Raw genomic sequence first — 14,922 nt, forward strand, 5'->3', positions numbered from 1 at the left:
AGCAGCCTTGGTTTACCGAGACAAGAAACCTATCCTCTAGATTCTCTTTACTCTTCTCAATATTCTTTACTGTGTACACCGTCATTACTAGACGGTGTAATTCACACTGCTTTTCACTTCTGTTTGTACCGTAAATTTCTGACTCAATAGAGCAATCAGTTGGTCGTAATACTGCATGTTGGGTTTGTTGCCAAGTAAGGTACACAGCTCATTGCCTGTTGGACTGAATCGGTAGTAAACCAGCTTGACCCCTTTTGATATAGGCGCCAGTGACATGCTCTTACCTTGATAAGTCAGGTGCAACGCTGGGTCGAAATCAATCTCACCAGACTCTAATTCAGTGCCTAGAATGATACCGAGCTCAATCAAATGGAGCAGGCTAGAGTAGGGCAGGTTGTGCCCACCAAGGTTGATGGTGTTGGTGGTGTCTCTTTTGCCGAAGCTGAATATTCCAGCATGAGATTTAAAACCAAGTAATAGCTTTCTGCTGCTATCACTACCAAAACTACAGCCAAGTGAAGCCGCTCTTTGTAGGGTGAGTGCTTCTTTTGGTGTCATGTCCTGCAAGATCTGCAGCGCCTTCATCGACGTTGAACCTGGGTTGGTGACCTCTCTTTTTAATACCTGAGCCCATAGTCTCTGCATCGATGTATTGTGGATCTCTTGTGCCATATCGAAAAAGCGATATAACCAGTCCTGATCAGGATCTCCAGCCGCTTCATCCTTACATGAAGAGTGCGCCAATTTCAGAATCTGTTCTAGATTCTTTTGACGCAGTTCTTTGCGTTTCTTCTCTCGTAATAGCGCCCGCTCGATAAGCGTACTCTCAGCTTTATCGCTTGGTTTTGCACTATGACTGATTAAAGAATCTAAGCCGAAGCTTTGTGCGATGTGCAGCATTCTACTTGTGCTGTCGGCAATATGAGGCTTTTTCTCATGCTTGTGCTGTGTATCGCTAGCATGTTCAATGATCACTGGCTGTTTGGTTTCTGACATAAGAGTACCGTTAGGAGACGACTCAATACCAATCGTAGTAATTAATTGCTCGCCCTAGCTTGTTAAAACGCTCGATAATTGCGTTAGCAATTTTGATTGTAGAATAACTACTTATCGAAAAGAGTCGCCTTGTTCTCACGCTTTTTTCCTACGCTACTTCTGAACACTTACTTACTGTGATTGGTATAACTGTCTAAAATGTAACTCTTTATCGTATTGGTGGCTAGATTTTGCGTGCAGAGTTGAAGACTTCAACAAAATTTTACTTTTTATAATGATAATAAAATGTTAAATTTGTTGTAATTCTCAAGGAGGAGTTATGAATCAAGTCAATGATAACAAGCTGAAGAAACAGCTTAGTATAGGGTTATTACTCGCTACTTATGTAGCCGTGCTAGCTTATTTGTCTAATTATATCGCGTAATCTAGTCAAACAATATCGTTATAAAACTGTTATTGAATAATATCTTTTGTTCAGTGACGGCAGCTCATCCTTGAGCCACCCTTCTAATGACTACATGTCGTCATATTCTTCTATTGCAGTACCTTCAATCAGGTAACCTGTCTGAGCTAAGTCGTGGCTTATTGATTCCGTTTTCAGCGTACCGACTAAATAGATCACATCCCATAACTGCTGGATCGGCGCACCTTTAGGGAACTTCACATAGATGATTTGGTTCGGTGGCGGCGGTGGCACATGGATACATGCGCCAAAGTAAGGCACCAACAGAAACTCCGTGATCATGTTCTCATCGCCTTCCAATGGAATCACAAAGCCTGGAATCTTCACAGTGCTGCCATTCAACTCCGGACGAACAGCGCCAAGTGTCGATTGTTGAGGTTTGTCCATACTGTCGTGGTTAACCATCGGCATGCCAAATGAATCTAGTTGTGCTCGTTCCGATTCAGGAATTAAGTCAATCCAATCGAGTGTTAATACCGATTCGTCAGTCTGAGTGGTGTCAGCGTGAGCTGTGCTGATAAATGGGAACATAAGTAACCCAAGTATCAGTAGGAATTTGCGTTGCATCGTAGGTTCCTATTTTAGATTCGAATAGTCATGCCATCAGACAATGACTGACGGTAAGCCCTGAAAGCGGGAATAAAGCCGATAATGATTCCGGCAACTTGCACCAACATAAGCAGTTTCCACTCATGAGGTGTGATTGCGGATATCGATATGTTGATACCATAACTTTGTTGCACAATAGGAGCAACTACTGCGATTAGAGCAAACAACACGGCAACACCCAATGTGATACCGAGGAAGGTCAGTGCACTGGCTTCACTAATTAGCAAACCAAATACATGGCGAGGCCTTGCGCCCATCGCCCGCAGAATGGCCATCTCTCGACGTCTTTCTTGCAAACTAGTGAGTAGACTACTCAGCATCCCTAACAGTCCCGCGATTACAACAAACCCTGACACAATTAATAGTGCTTGTTCTGCGACGGCCATCATTCCCCACAATTCATGCAGAGCAATGCCCGGCATAATGGCGCTCAACGGCTCTTGGCGGTAGTTATTGATTTCTCGTTGCAGTGCGAAGGTTTGAATCTTCGATTTAAGCCCCACCATCATTGCGGTAATCTGTTTAGGTTGGAAATCGTAGGTCTTGAGCGTTTCAGCATCTGGCGTGTGACCTAAGTTGGCACCTGATTCCCAGCCAACGTGAATCGCTTCAATGGCCTCTAACGAAACATGCACGGTTTTATCTACCGGTGTTCCGGTTGGCGCGAGTATGCCCACAATTGTGAAGGGTAGGTTGTCGTGGCGACTGAAGGCAACATCACTGATACCGTGCGCCAGAATGATGTGATCACCAATCTTGTAATCTAACTTCTTCGCGACATCGGCACCAATCACCACATCAAATAGCTGATTGAATTCTTTTCCTTCTTGAAAAGTAAGTGATTGCTTACTTCCATAGCGATAGTTTTCAAAGTAGCTATGGTTTGTGCCCATGACACGGAAGCCTTTATGTGAATCCCCCAGTGAGATGGGGATCGCCCACTTTACCGCGTTGTGCTGGCTAAATTCTTCATAGCTTTTCCAGTCGATGTTGTTGGTCGCATTACCGATTCGAAATACGGAATAAAGCAGCAGATTTACCTGACCAGAGCGGCCACCGACGATAAGGTCAGTACCTGAAATCGTATTGGCAAAGCTGCTCTTTGCTTCGGTTCTAACGCGTTCAACACCGAGCAAGAGAATGACGGACACTGCTACTGTGAGAATGGTCAGAATAGCGGTGGCTTTACGGTTGAGTACGCTTTTTAAGGCTAAGTGAGTAATTACTTTCATACGACAACCTTAGCTTGGTTAACGGTTTTTAAATCTATGGTTCGAGTGAACAGCTTTTCTAGTGTGGGATCATGACTAACAAAGATCAGAGTAGAACCCGCTTGGTTGGCTTGCTCTAGCAACAGTTCGATAAAAGCTTCTCGGTTGTCATGATCCAAAGCGGATGTCGGTTCATCGGCAATGATGATCTTTGGTTGGCCGATTAAGGCACGAGCTGCCGCGACACGCTGTTGTTGGCCAATACTCAACTCAGTAACGGGCTTATCCATTAGAGCTTGAGGCAGTTTTAGGCGTAACAATAAATCTTGGGCGGTGGCTTGCAGGCTGCTCTTACTTTCAGTGACTTGCTGCTTGCGAATTGTTGAGAACTGACAAGGAAGCGTCACGTTGTCGATCACAGACAGGTAAGGAAGCAGGTTAAATTGTTGGAATATATAACCAATATGATCGGCTCTGAATTTGTCTCTTTGACGAGGTGTCAGCTGAGTGAGGTCTTGGCCTAAGATAGAGACTTCACCTTGATCTGCTTGGTTAATTCCGGTCAGCAGCCCTAATAATGTCGATTTCCCGCAACCACTGGGACCTTTAATGAAAAGGTGCTCTTGGGGTTGGATGTGCAGTGAAGGGATCTCTAGAGTTGGGGATAGCTCAGGCTTCCAACGAAAGCTGATATTTTCGAGTTTGACGACAAGTGATGAACTGTCAGAAGACATATTAGCTCCAATAATTAAAGCGGTGTATCTACTGGACAGTTATTCGAATAATAAATTCCCAGAGCACACCGATTTGTACAGCCAAGTAAGTGAATACTTACTTGGCTGCTTATCTACGTTTAATTCAATCTAATACTGATTAGAATCGAAAACTAATACGATCTGCGTTAAGCACTTCTTGAATTTGAGCGCTGTCAGTTAGCAGGTTCACCGTCATTGATTTTGTGTTGCTGAACTTAGAGAACCATTGAGTGCTCACCGTATCGAGTTTCGCAATGTCTGAACATTGGTAGTGATACTCAACCGTGAATTCACCGTGGCCACCTTCTGAATGGTCATGGCCTTCGTGGTCATCATGACCGTGTTCCGAGTGGTCATGGTCTTTATGGTCATCATGATCGTGTTCAGCATGGTCATGGCCTTCGTGGTCGTCATGATCGTGTTCAGCATGGTCATGGTCTTTGTGTTCGTCATGATCGTGCTCAGCGTGGTCATGGCCTTCGTGTTCGTCATGTTCGCCTTCAGCGTGGTCATGGCCTTCGTGGTCGTCATGTTCGCCTTCAGCGTGGTCATGGCCTTCATGGTCATCATGATCGTCTTCTAGGGTGTTCGTCACTGACTTGAACTTCAGAGTACAGCTTGCATTGTTGAAACCAAATAGTTCTTCTGGCTTGTTCAGTTGCGCGATAGCTTGTTCAAACGCTTTCTTTTGCTCGGCAGTTTCTGGAGCATGCTCAAAGCCAACCACATCAGCGCCGGGAGCTGTTACTTCAACAAGCAGCTCTTGCCCATCTTGAGCGATGTTCACTTCAACTTTACCGTGCACGTGTGCTTCGTGAGAGCGGAATTCTTCGTTAGCTAGAACATTCGTTGAGACAGTCATGCCGATAACAACGGCTAAAATAGTAGGTTTCATGTTTTTTTCCTGAATAAAGGTTAATTAAAAAGTAGTGGTAATTAAGCGATATTTACAGGAGGTGAACGTGCTAAATAAGCGAAATACAGGCGCTGTAACGAAATTACTGACTCTGTAATCGTGGCTGTAAATTCGGAATGGAACTCTGGAACTTGTGGCAGTGAGTGCGCAGTAATGAACTGATTTATCGAAAACAGCTCACAGTGATGCGAAGTGTGGTGATCGGGGTCAATATCCACCATATGTGTTGCCGCTAACACGCTTAACATGAGCATCAGCCCAAGCAAGAAGCCTGTTTTGCGTTTCACATTGTTAGGTGTGTTTTGCCACATGAGGATGATTAACCACAGAATTAAAAAAGGATACTGTTATAATATAACAATATCCTTTGGTCAGGTCTCGAAAAAGACGCGATTATCTGATTAAAGGCTCGCTTTAATCAATTCAATAACTTGCGTGACTTCTGATTCGTTGAGAGCGCCTTCTTTGACAAACAATATTTTACCTTGTTTGTCTTGAACGATAATCGCTGAGCTTTCTTCTGCTAAAGCCCATGATGACGCGACGGATCCGTCTTCATCTAACACCATAGAAGACCATGGAAATTCTTCTTTACTGCTTTCGGCAGACGATTTCACAAAAGAACCGGTGCCCCAGATAGCATCATCTTGGTTGATGATGGTGGTGGTTTGGTAGATGTCTTCTGAGAATTTAGATGCTGTAATGGCTGCCATCAGTGGTGCGTTGAGCTCTTTAGAGCTGCTACGGCCAGCGATAGCTTGAACGACACGAACTTTACCTAGGAGATTGTTGGTCGCCCAAGCTTGATATCCGGTATTTCCGTCGTTTAGTACGATTTCACCATAATTGCTAACATCGACAGCAGGCAGAGTTTCACCTACAGATAGGTTGTGAGCATTGGCGAAGAGTGGAGAGGCTGCGGCTAAAAAAGCCAGTAGAGTTTTGTTTTTCATTATATTTTTGTTCCGCTTATTGGTTTGCACTGGAAGTATAATATGAAATTTGAAAAATGCCTCTTTAACTTTTTTATCGTACGATGTAGAAATAAGTTGCAGGCTTGTTATCAAAAGGTATAATGCATCAATATCGAGATGAACAATAGATTATCTTGCTGTTTGCTAAAGGATTTAGCGATTATATGTGCTTTGAACAAGGCGATGTTCAGGCAGGTAACTGTAGTACTCAAATGGAATTGAGGTTGTATTATGTTAAGAAAATTTTCTACTTACCGTCCACACCAAGTGGCGCGTTTCGTTAAAGTCCTGTTCAAAGGCCAGTTTGCTATTGAAGGTATCGGAGAGTTTCGCTTCGACCAAGGCAAAGTGCTTCTTCCTGAAGTTTCAGACAAACAAAAGCTCACCATTTTTAAAGAAGTTAACGGTACGATTGCTGCGCTGCCGGTGTAACTGACACTTATCGATTTGTCTCATGCGAAATAGATAACAATGAAAAAGGGCTTCTTAATGGAAGCCCTTTTTTAATGGATGTCGTTTTAGTTTACGGCCTAGCACCGTTTATTGTGGTGGGAAGCACACACCGGTTCCACCTAAACCACAGTAGCCATTAGGATTTTTTGCTAGATACTGCTGGTGGTACGTTTCCGCAAAAAAATACTTTCCGGCTGGCAGAACTTCCGTCGTGATCTCGTTGCCTAATGATTCAGTGACCGCTCGTTGGTATTCCTGCTTAGATTGTTCAGCAACCAATTGTTGTTGCTCACTGAAGGTGTAGATAGCGGAGCGATATTGAGTGCCTAAATCATTACCTTGGCGCATACCTTGAGTGGGATCGTGACTTTCCCAGAAGGTTTCAAGCAACGTTGCTAATGAGGTTTGCTCGCTATCAAAAACAACACGAACTACTTCAGTATGGCCTGTTTGTCCTGAGCATACTTGTTCATAGGTTGGGTTTACTGTGTATCCACCTGCGTAACCAACTGAGGTAGAGACAACGCCCTTTAATTGCCAGAACAGACGTTCAGCTCCCCAGAAACACCCCATACCGAGCAGAACTTCTTGTTGAGAACCCGTAGGCGGATCAAGTAGATCCGTTTGATTAACGAAATGGCGCTCAGTGATTTGGATTGGGTTCGCATTTCCCGGTAAAGCGGTTGTTGCGGAAACCAGTTGTTGTTTGTTTAGCATGTTATATTCCTTTTCGCATACGTTTACCGCGTTGGTCTAATTTCACTCTAGGTTCATATTAACGGTTGGTTAATATTGACTAAGTCTTTAAATTAGACCGTGTTATTACCAGATTTGTTACAGACTCAATGGCTTTTTAGCGGTATTATTTCTTTTCACTTATTAACGTATTGATAACTTCTTCAACCAATTAAACATGATAAGAAAAACTTTACCAGTTCTGATTGGCACTCTACTGTCATCGACGCTTGCTTATGCCGACGTATCCCTTGAGATTAAAGGGCTTGATGGAGCGCTTGAGGACAATGTTGATGCTTATCTAAGTGCCATTCCTGAAGAAGAGTATGCGATTTCACTAAGGTTCCAATCTCGTCTGGAATCTATGATCAAAGAAGCCCTCAATGCGTTGGGTTACTACCAACCTACAATCAAATTTTCTCACTCTGAAGATGATTCTGAGCTCATTGTTTCTGTTGAGCCGGGCGAACCGGTTCTCATTTATACATCTGATATCGTGCTTAGCGGCGAAGCAAAAGATGATCCTGACTTTTTGGCTTTGATCGCCAAGAGCAAGCTTTCTAAAGGCTCGGTTCTCAATCATGGTAGTTACGATTCTTTGAAATCGTCGATGCGTAACCTTGGATTAGCGAAAGGCTATTTTGATGGTGCGTATGAGGTCAGCAAGTTAGAGGTTGCCCCGGAATTAAAGCGTGCTTACGTTCGTCTTCATTACAACAGTGGTATTCGTTATCACTTTGGCACGACTCAGGTTACTGGCAGTCAGATCAGAGATGACAAGGTGCAATCACTCAAACCATTTGAAGATGGCGAACCTTATTCGATTACCAAAGTCGGCGAGTATAACCAAAACCTGTCTAATACGGATTGGTTCTCTTCTGTATTTGTTGAACCGGATTTAAGCGAACTGGGTGAAGGCAGAGAAATTCCGATGAAGGTTAGCCTTGCACCGCAAGCGCGCAATCAAATTGAAACCGGTATCGGTGTTTCAACCGATCTTGGTGTAAAAGGTACCCTTAAATGGAAGAAGCCTTGGGTTAACGACCGAGGGCATAGCTTCAATAGCAGCCTATCGATTTCTAAGCCCGAACAGACGATTACTGCGACTTATAAGATTCCGTTAGATGATGTGCTTAATGACTATTATCAAATTAAGTACGGCATGAAGAACTTAGATAACCGTGATACTAAGAGTTTGGAATCGAACCTAGCCTTAGAAAGGTATTGGCGTCTGGATAACGGCTGGCAACGCACAGTGTTCATTCGATACTTGATCGAAAACTATGAACAAGGCTTGCAAGATGACTTAGCGCAATTCGTGTTGCCGGGTATCTCTTTCTCGCGAACTCGAACTCGTGGTGGCTCGATGCCAATGTGGGGCGACAAGCAAACCATCATGGTTGAAGCGGGCGATGACACCTTGTTGTCTGAAACTAAGGTGGTGCGTTTTCAAGGACAAACGGCATGGATTCGCAGCATCGGTAACAATCACCGAGGCTTAACTCGACTTCAGTTCGGCGGAAACTTTGCCGATGAATTTGAGAAACTGTCTCCCTCGCTGAGGTTCTTTGCCGGTGGTGACAACAGTATCCGTGGTTATGGTTATGAATCTATATCTCCTCGTGATGAAAGTGGTGCACTAACGGGTGCAAAATTCATTGCAACCAGCTCGTTTGAATACCAATACCGCTTGGTTGGTAATTGGTGGGGTGCGGCTTTCTACGATATTGGTGATGCATTCAATGACAAGCCTGAATGGAAACATGGTACCGGTGTCGGGGTTCGTTGGGCGTCGCCTGTCGGTCCTGTGAGTTTAGATTTTGCTTGGGGTCTAGATGCGAAGAAAGGCGATGAGTTCCAACTGCACTTTAGTTTAGGGCCAGAATTATGATCAAAGTGATGGGCAAATGCATTAAATGGACGTCAATTTCGTTGACGTCTATTTTGCTGTTGTTGATAGCCCTGCTCGGTTTTGTTTTGTTCACCAATCCAGGGTTGAACACAGTGCTATGGGGCGCTGAAAAAGCATTGCCACAACTCAAAGTGGAAAGCACCAAAGGGGCTCTGTTCCCAAGTTTTACGCTTAATAATGTTCAGTTTAAAGATGACAGCCTGCATATCGACACCAAGGTTCAAAAGCTGAACTTGGCGATTAATCCTCGATGTTTACTCGACCCTAAGTTGTGTGTCGACCGCTTAGCGATTCAAGGTTTGGACTTCGCATTTACTGAATTGCCTCCTGCCTCTACAGAAGAAACAGAACCGACTCCGCCAGTGACATCGGTGAAAACACCACTACCAATCGTGATCAACCGTATTGCTTTGTCTGATATCAAACTGAATATCTTGGGTCATGAGATCGAATGGAGCTTGTTCTCAACGGCTCTGAGCATGCAGGGTGAAAAGCTGACGGTGTCGCCAACTTTGTTCAATGACCTAAAGGTTAAGCTTGCTGAGTCGACAGAAGAACCGCAAACAAAAACAGTAGAGCCAGAATCAACCGCTAAAACAGCGATCGAGCTACCTGAAGTCTGGATTCCTTTACAGGTTGTACTGGAGCGTTTTGACCTAAACCGTTTCACCTTAGAACAAGAAACCCCAATTGTAGTGAACCACCTTGGGTTAGAAGCTCGAGCAGGTAAACATACGGTAGATGTTTCCGCTCTAGAGCTCGATATGCCACAAGCAAGCGCTAACCTTGCGGCTAAGGTTGAGCTTAAAGAGGGCTACCCGTTAGATCTTTCTTTAGATGCTTTGGTGAAAGAAACCGACCTCGCTGGTCAGAAGTTATCGCTGAAAGCACAAGGCAGCGTGGCTAAGTTAAGCCTAGAGTCTCAGTTTTCTGAATTGATAGAGGCAAAACTGTCTGGGGAGATTCAACCCTTAGAGCCAACTCTGCCATTTGACCTTCTTTTGGAGGGAGGTAAAGCGCAATGGCCTCTGACAGGGAAAAGTGACTACCAAGCGGCTATCGAGAAGTTCAAAGCCGATGGTTCATTAGATGGTTTTAATGTGCAGCTTAAAGGCGAAGCGGATGGTAAGGAAATTCCGGCCTTAACAATAGATCTGCAAGGCAAAGGCACCACGGAACAGATTGAACTTGAACGCTTGAAACTGAATACCTTGGGTGGCGAACTAAATGGTGTAGTCAAAGCGAACTGGAAGAAGCTCGTTAATTGGCAAGCCGATGTGACGCTTAAAGACATTCAACCGGGTCTGCAGTGGCCAGAAGCCGAAGGTAACATTAGCGGAAGCATCGTCACTTCGGGTGAGCTGACCGAAGCGGGCGGTTGGGCGATTGAACTGCCTAAGCTGGATATCGAAGGGATCTTGCGAGAATACCCTCTGGATATCGAAGGGCAGTTGTCAGCGTCGGATCGCAGCGCGAGCGGCGAACCTAAACTGAAAACCAGTGGTTTGAGTTTAGCTCACGGTGTTAACTCGATTAAGGCTTTGGGTGAGCTTGATAAGCAATGGGACATGGGCGTTGATATCTTCTTCCCTGAGCTCGCAAAAAGTATTCCTGAGTTGAAAGGCAGAGTGATTGGTAGCATCCAACTGAGCGGTCCAACGAAAGAGCCTGAAGTCGATCTTGCTTTAAATGTTGATAAGGTCGATTGGAATAACGAGGCAACGCTTGAATCGTTATCGCTTAATGGCTCTGTAGTGCCACTGCCATTACCGGAAGCTCAAGCTGACCTTGTATTAAAAGCCAAGAACTTAACCTATCAAGAGCAAAGCGTTGAAAGCATCGACTTAACGGTAAGCGGTGGTGAGAAGAAGCATACCGTGACACTTGATGTGATATCCGACATCGTGTCTACAAGCTTAGTTATTTCCGGTGAGTTGATTCAAAAGCCTTCTCTTATTTGGGATGGGTCGTTAGACAGAGTCAAAATTACCACGCAACAGGGACCGTGGGTATTAGATCAACCTGTCGCGATTAAGGCGGATGTCGACAAGCAGTTTGCTGATGTACAAGCACACTGTTGGAATCAATCGGGTTCGAGTGTATGTCTGGATGAAGACGTTCGTGTCGGGAAGTCGGGTGAGGCGAAATTGGCGATCAACCAATTCGATTTCGAACAGATTAAAGCCTTTGTGCCTAAAGAGACGCAACTACAGGGCTTAGTGAATGCGACCGCTCATGCCAAGTGGTCGGAACAAGGTGAACCGGAGGTGACGGTTAGCGTCGATATGCCGAAAGGTCAGGTTGTTCAGCAAGTTGGAGAGCCGATTACACTCGGTTGGGAAAGCGTTGCATTGAATGCACAGCTGAAAGACAACCAACTGAACGCCGACTTTAAACTGGATGTGTCTGATAATGGTGACTTGTCTGGTACGGTATCGCTACCGGATATTCTCGCTGAAGACAAAATAGTCGATGCGGCCATTAAGCTGACAACGTTCCATCTGGATTTCTTACAGCCGATTCTTGGTGAATACAGCCTATTGAAGGCCGATCTTGAGAGTGATTTAAAAGTAAAAGGCTCTTTGATGCATCCTCAAGTCTTTGGTCAATTCTCTGTTGATGGTATTCAAGTTAAAGGCGATGTCACGCCAGTGGATATTAAAGATGGTCGTATTGACCTCGATTTTGACGGCTACAGCGCCAAGCTGGATGCCAATGTTGAAACACCGGATGGCCATCTTGATATAGAGGGTTCAGGGGACTGGCAGGATCTTCAAGCATGGCACTCTAATGTCAGAGTATTTGCCGATGAGTTGATGGTTGATATCCCACCGATGGTCAAGGTTAAGGTTGTTCCTGACATGACCATTGATGTCACGCCTGAGCTTGCAAAAATTACGGGTGATATCGCGTTGCCATGGGGACGTATTGTTGTTGAAGACTTACCACCGTCAGCGGTCGGCGTCTCTTCTGATCAAGTTATCTTGAATAAAGATCTTGAGCCAGAAAACGAAGACACGATTCCATTCAATGTGATGACTAATATTAATATCTCCATTGGCGATGACTTTAAACTTTCCGCTTTCGGCCTTGAAGGTGAGTTGGTCGGTAAGCTCAATGTGGCTCAAAAAGACCAAGGCCCATTCATTACCGGTGAAGTGAACATCGTCGATGGTACTTACCAATCATTCGGACAAGACCTTTTGATCGAAGAGGGTAAGATTCTTATGAATGGTCCTCCGGATCAGCCATACGTAGCAATCAATGCGATACGTAACCCTGACAACACTCAGGATGATGTGACCGCCGGTATTCGAGTGACTGGGCCTGCGACAGAGCCGACCATCGAGATTTATTCTGACCCTGCGATGCCTCAAGCAAATGCGCTGTCTTATATTTTGCGTGGCCAAGATATTGATGGTGAGTCGAGCGGTTCGATGACTACCACCTTAATTGGCTTGAGCTTGGCGAAGAGCGGTAAGGTTGTCGGCGAAATCGGTGAAGCGTTTGGTGTGCAAGATTTACAACTGGATACCGCAGGTTCTGGTGATGACTCGCAAGTAACGGTAAGTGGCTACATTCTGCCTGGTTTACAGGTGAAGTATGGCGTGGGTATCTTCAACTCGTTAGGTGAGTTTACCGTTCGTTATCGATTGATGCAGGATCTCTATGTTGAAGCCGTATCAGGTCTAGACAGTGCTGTGGATCTTCTCTATCAATTTGAGTTCGAGTAGATAATGTTTCAGCCATTCATCGAAGTAAAAGTATGAATGGTTTGTGGAGGGGTTATGCAGCATCTTGTGTTCGTCTACGGCACCTTGAGACAAGGCCAATCCAATCATCACTATTTGCAGCATTGTGAGTTGTTAGGGCGCTTTGATACACCAGAGACATTTGCCCTTTTTGATTTAGGTGCCTATCCGGCGATGATTTTTGGAAAGAAAAGTGTCGCTGGCGAGGTCTATATCATTAACGACGAAATTTTGGAGTCGCTCGATCGGCTAGAAGATGTTCCTGTTGAGTATCGTCGCGAGCAAATAGAGACTATATTTGGATTAGCATGGGTATATTTGTATCAGCTTGATCTAACAGCTAATAAAGAAATACTTTCGGGTGACTGGTGTAAGCGGAACAACCCGCTATAGTGAATGAACTACTGGAAGCATTCTGACGTAATAGCTAAAAGTCTCAATGTACGAGCTAGTCTTTTCCATCAGGAGGAAATTATGAAATATATATTATTGGTGCTATCAGTAATGCTATTTGGTTGTGCGCAAACCCCGCCACCAACATCAATGAATACGACCGATTGGCAGAGCTTTGGCGAGGAAATGGCGCTGAAAGGAAAAACCAAGCAGACTGAAGCAAGTTTGGCTGAAGCTGCGTCTTCACCATCAATTGATGCAAACTTGTATGCCGCTTATGGCCAAGGTTATGAAGTGGGTAAAACTCAGTATTGTTCTCAAAATCCAAGAGCGCTAGGGCGCCGTGGTGAAACTTACCTTGGAATTTGTGATGACATCGATAAATGGTTCCGTTTCAACTATGAACGAGGCGCAGAATCGAAGTTTGATATTCGATAACCTAGTGAACACTTAACTCATTGAATAGTAAAAAGCCAGCATGTGAATGCTGGCTTTTTTAATGATGTTATTTTGAGATAAACGAGAGGTTTAGTCTTGGTTTAGTTCAAGAAACTCTTCTACTTTGCGAACCATGTCTGTTGAGCCAACAAAGAAAGGTACACGTTGGTGTAACTCTGTTGGTTTGATATCCATGATACGTTGAACACCGTCTGAAGCGATACCACCAGCCTGTTCCATAAGGAAAGCAATTGGGTTGCACTCGTAAAGCAAACGCAGCTTACCTTGAGGGTGGCTTTGTGTGCTTGGGTATAAGTAGATACCGCCTTTCAGCAGGTTACGGTGGAAATCTGATACTAGAGAACCAATGTAACGAGAGGTGTAAGGGCGGTTGTCACTCGGCTCATCTTCTTGGCAGTACTTAATGTACTTTTTAACACCCGTTGGGAAGCGGAAGTAGTTACCTTCGTTGATCGAGTAAATCTTGCCTTCATCAGGGATCATCATGTTTTCATGAGATAGACAGAAGGTACCCAGTGATGGATCGTAGGTGAAGCCATTTACGCCAGCGCCTGTTGTGTAAACAAGCATGGTTGAAGAACCGTAAATTACGTAACCTGCGGCAACTTGTTTGTGTCCAGGTTGTAGGAAATCTTCTTGTGTTGGCGGAGTACCAATCGGAGATACTCGACGGTAGATAGAGAAAATTGTACCAACCGATACATTCACATCGATGTTTGAAGAACCATCAAGTGGATCCATCAGCACGACGTATTTTGCGTTTTTGTTGAGCTCTTTATTGAAGGCAACGGCTTCGTCTTCTTCTTCACTCGCAACACCACAAACTTGGTCTCGGGCTTCAAGTGCAGCTTTAAACTTGTCGTTCGCGTATAGGTCTAGTTTTTGTTGCTCTTCACCTTGAACGTTGTCTGTACCAACAGCGCCAGTAATGTCGACAAGACCTGCTTTGTTAATTTCGCGGTTAACAATTTTCGCAGCAAGACGAATTGATGACAAAAGGGATGATAGATCACCGCTTGCATGGGGGAAGTCATTTTGTTTTGCAACAATGAATTCACCAAGGGTGCGCATCTCAGACATGTTATTTCCTTAAACTTCTCTGAATATTAGGGGGGATTTGAGCACTGTAGAATTAGCCTCTTATATGGGCTTTATTCATCTAGACGCTTACCTAAATTCTAAAGGTTAGATCTTTTTAATGGTAATGAACTAAGCGACACAGATCTCACTTACTATGTCGACTAAATTTGTTTTGCATTGTGACTCGCTTTTAATCGCCATTTAATGATAATGA

At 44.5% G+C, this 14,922-nt stretch carries 14 protein-coding genes; 5 read left to right on the forward strand and 9 right to left on the reverse strand.

Features of this window, described 5'->3' with window-relative positions; all coding sequences use genetic code 11:
• Positions 1 to 87 precede the first annotated feature (87 nt).
• From BCT49_RS21770 to BCT49_RS21800, 7 genes are all read right to left on the reverse strand, one after another.
• Positions 88 to 996, reverse strand: coding sequence for a TIGR03899 family protein (locus tag BCT49_RS21770; RefSeq protein ID WP_102361401.1), 909 nt, complete (start codon positions 994 to 996; stop codon positions 88 to 90).
• A gap of 514 nt (positions 997 to 1,510) precedes the next feature.
• Positions 1,511 to 2,026, reverse strand: coding sequence for a DUF3299 domain-containing protein (locus BCT49_RS21775; RefSeq protein WP_065207465.1), 516 nt, complete (start codon positions 2,024 to 2,026; stop codon positions 1,511 to 1,513).
• 14 nt (positions 2,027 to 2,040) lie between these two features.
• Positions 2,041 to 3,300, reverse strand: a complete 1,260-nt coding sequence (locus tag BCT49_RS21780) for an ABC transporter permease (RefSeq protein WP_102438119.1) — start codon at positions 3,298 to 3,300, stop codon at positions 2,041 to 2,043.
• On the reverse strand, positions 3,297 to 4,013 hold the full coding sequence (locus tag BCT49_RS21785; protein WP_102438121.1) for an ABC transporter ATP-binding protein: 717 nt from the start codon (positions 4,011 to 4,013) through the stop codon (positions 3,297 to 3,299). Before BCT49_RS21785 ends, BCT49_RS21780 begins: the two co-directional genes overlap by 4 nt.
• 139 nt (positions 4,014 to 4,152) lie before the next feature.
• The gene (gene zrgA / locus BCT49_RS21790; RefSeq protein ID WP_102438123.1) at positions 4,153 to 4,929 is read right to left on the reverse strand and encodes a zinc uptake protein ZrgA; all 777 of its coding nucleotides are present in this window, start codon (positions 4,927 to 4,929) and stop codon (positions 4,153 to 4,155) included.
• Between the two features lie 41 nt (positions 4,930 to 4,970).
• A complete protein-coding gene (locus BCT49_RS21795) occupies positions 4,971 to 5,261 on the reverse strand; it encodes a DUF2607 family protein (protein ID WP_017078801.1) in 291 nt (96 codons plus the stop codon).
• A gap of 90 nt (positions 5,262 to 5,351) precedes the next feature.
• Complete coding sequence (locus BCT49_RS21800; protein ID WP_102438125.1) at positions 5,352 to 5,903, reverse strand: YtfJ family protein; 552 nt, start codon at positions 5,901 to 5,903, stop codon at positions 5,352 to 5,354.
• Positions 5,904 to 6,155: 252 nt separating this feature from the next.
• Here BCT49_RS21800 and BCT49_RS21805 point away from each other — a divergent pair, with 252 nt between their 5' ends.
• Positions 6,156 to 6,356, forward strand: a complete 201-nt coding sequence (locus BCT49_RS21805; RefSeq protein WP_004735283.1) for a DUF1107 family protein — start codon at positions 6,156 to 6,158, stop codon at positions 6,354 to 6,356.
• A gap of 108 nt (positions 6,357 to 6,464) precedes the next feature.
• Here the strand turns inward: BCT49_RS21805 and msrA are convergent, their stop codons facing one another.
• Positions 6,465 to 7,094 carry a peptide-methionine (S)-S-oxide reductase MsrA gene (msrA, locus tag BCT49_RS21810; RefSeq protein WP_102438127.1) on the reverse strand — a complete coding sequence of 210 codons (630 nt, stop codon included), beginning with the start codon at positions 7,092 to 7,094 and terminating at the stop codon, positions 6,465 to 6,467.
• A gap of 196 nt (positions 7,095 to 7,290) precedes the next feature.
• Between msrA and tamA the strand changes: the two genes are divergently transcribed.
• The 4 genes from tamA to BCT49_RS21830 all read left to right on the forward strand — a co-directional run bounded on the left by tamA (position 7,291) and on the right by BCT49_RS21830 (position 13,607).
• Positions 7,291 to 9,003 (forward strand): autotransporter assembly complex protein TamA, encoded by a 1,713-nt coding sequence (tamA, locus tag BCT49_RS21815; protein WP_102438129.1) that lies wholly within the window; start codon positions 7,291 to 7,293, stop codon positions 9,001 to 9,003.
• Positions 9,000 to 12,758, forward strand: coding sequence for an autotransporter assembly complex protein TamB (gene tamB, locus BCT49_RS21820; protein ID WP_102438131.1), 3,759 nt, complete (start codon positions 9,000 to 9,002; stop codon positions 12,756 to 12,758). The genes tamA and tamB overlap by 4 nt, the downstream gene beginning before the upstream one ends.
• Positions 12,759 to 12,812: 54 nt before the next feature.
• Positions 12,813 to 13,169, forward strand: coding sequence for a gamma-glutamylcyclotransferase family protein (locus BCT49_RS21825; RefSeq protein ID WP_102438133.1), 357 nt, complete (start codon positions 12,813 to 12,815; stop codon positions 13,167 to 13,169).
• A gap of 81 nt (positions 13,170 to 13,250) precedes the next feature.
• Positions 13,251 to 13,607 (forward strand): DUF2799 domain-containing protein, encoded by a 357-nt coding sequence (locus BCT49_RS21830; protein WP_102438135.1) that lies wholly within the window; start codon positions 13,251 to 13,253, stop codon positions 13,605 to 13,607.
• A gap of 90 nt (positions 13,608 to 13,697) precedes the next feature.
• Here the strand turns inward: BCT49_RS21830 and fbp are convergent, their stop codons facing one another.
• Entirely contained in the window at positions 13,698 to 14,708 is a 1,011-nt protein-coding gene (gene fbp / locus BCT49_RS21835; RefSeq protein ID WP_017107754.1) for a class 1 fructose-bisphosphatase, read from the reverse strand.
• Positions 14,709 to 14,922: the final 214 nt, after the last annotated feature.

Source organism: Vibrio lentus, from assembly GCF_002875945.1.
Taxonomy (GTDB): Bacteria; Pseudomonadota; Gammaproteobacteria; order Enterobacterales; family Vibrionaceae; genus Vibrio; species Vibrio apostichopi.

Bases quoted from the DNA above. Each gene is read 5' to 3' on its own strand.
- BCT49_RS21770 (WP_102361401.1), bottom strand. From the start codon at position 996: ATGTCAGAAACCAAACAGCCAGTGATCATTGAACATGCTAGCGATACA.
- BCT49_RS21825 (WP_102438133.1), top strand. From the start codon at position 12,813: ATGCAGCATCTTGTGTTCGTCTACGGCACCTTGAGACAAGGCCAATCC.
- BCT49_RS21805 (WP_004735283.1), top strand. From the start codon at position 6,156: ATGTTAAGAAAATTTTCTACTTACCGTCCACACCAAGTGGCGCGTTTC.
- zrgA (WP_102438123.1), bottom strand. From the start codon at position 4,929: ATGAAACCTACTATTTTAGCCGTTGTTATCGGCATGACTGTCTCAACG.
- BCT49_RS21795 (WP_017078801.1), bottom strand. From the start codon at position 5,261: ATGTGGCAAAACACACCTAACAATGTGAAACGCAAAACAGGCTTCTTG.
- BCT49_RS21780 (WP_102438119.1), bottom strand. From the start codon at position 3,300: ATGAAAGTAATTACTCACTTAGCCTTAAAAAGCGTACTCAACCGTAAA.
- fbp (WP_017107754.1), bottom strand. From the start codon at position 14,708: ATGTCTGAGATGCGCACCCTTGGTGAATTCATTGTTGCAAAACAAAAT.
- tamB (WP_102438131.1), top strand. From the start codon at position 9,000: ATGATCAAAGTGATGGGCAAATGCATTAAATGGACGTCAATTTCGTTG.
- tamA (WP_102438129.1), top strand. From the start codon at position 7,291: ATGATAAGAAAAACTTTACCAGTTCTGATTGGCACTCTACTGTCATCG.
- BCT49_RS21785 (WP_102438121.1), bottom strand. From the start codon at position 4,013: ATGTCTTCTGACAGTTCATCACTTGTCGTCAAACTCGAAAATATCAGC.
- BCT49_RS21775 (WP_065207465.1), bottom strand. From the start codon at position 2,026: ATGCAACGCAAATTCCTACTGATACTTGGGTTACTTATGTTCCCATTT.
- BCT49_RS21830 (WP_102438135.1), top strand. From the start codon at position 13,251: ATGAAATATATATTATTGGTGCTATCAGTAATGCTATTTGGTTGTGCG.
- msrA (WP_102438127.1), bottom strand. From the start codon at position 7,094: ATGCTAAACAAACAACAACTGGTTTCCGCAACAACCGCTTTACCGGGA.
- BCT49_RS21800 (WP_102438125.1), bottom strand. From the start codon at position 5,903: ATGAAAAACAAAACTCTACTGGCTTTTTTAGCCGCAGCCTCTCCACTC.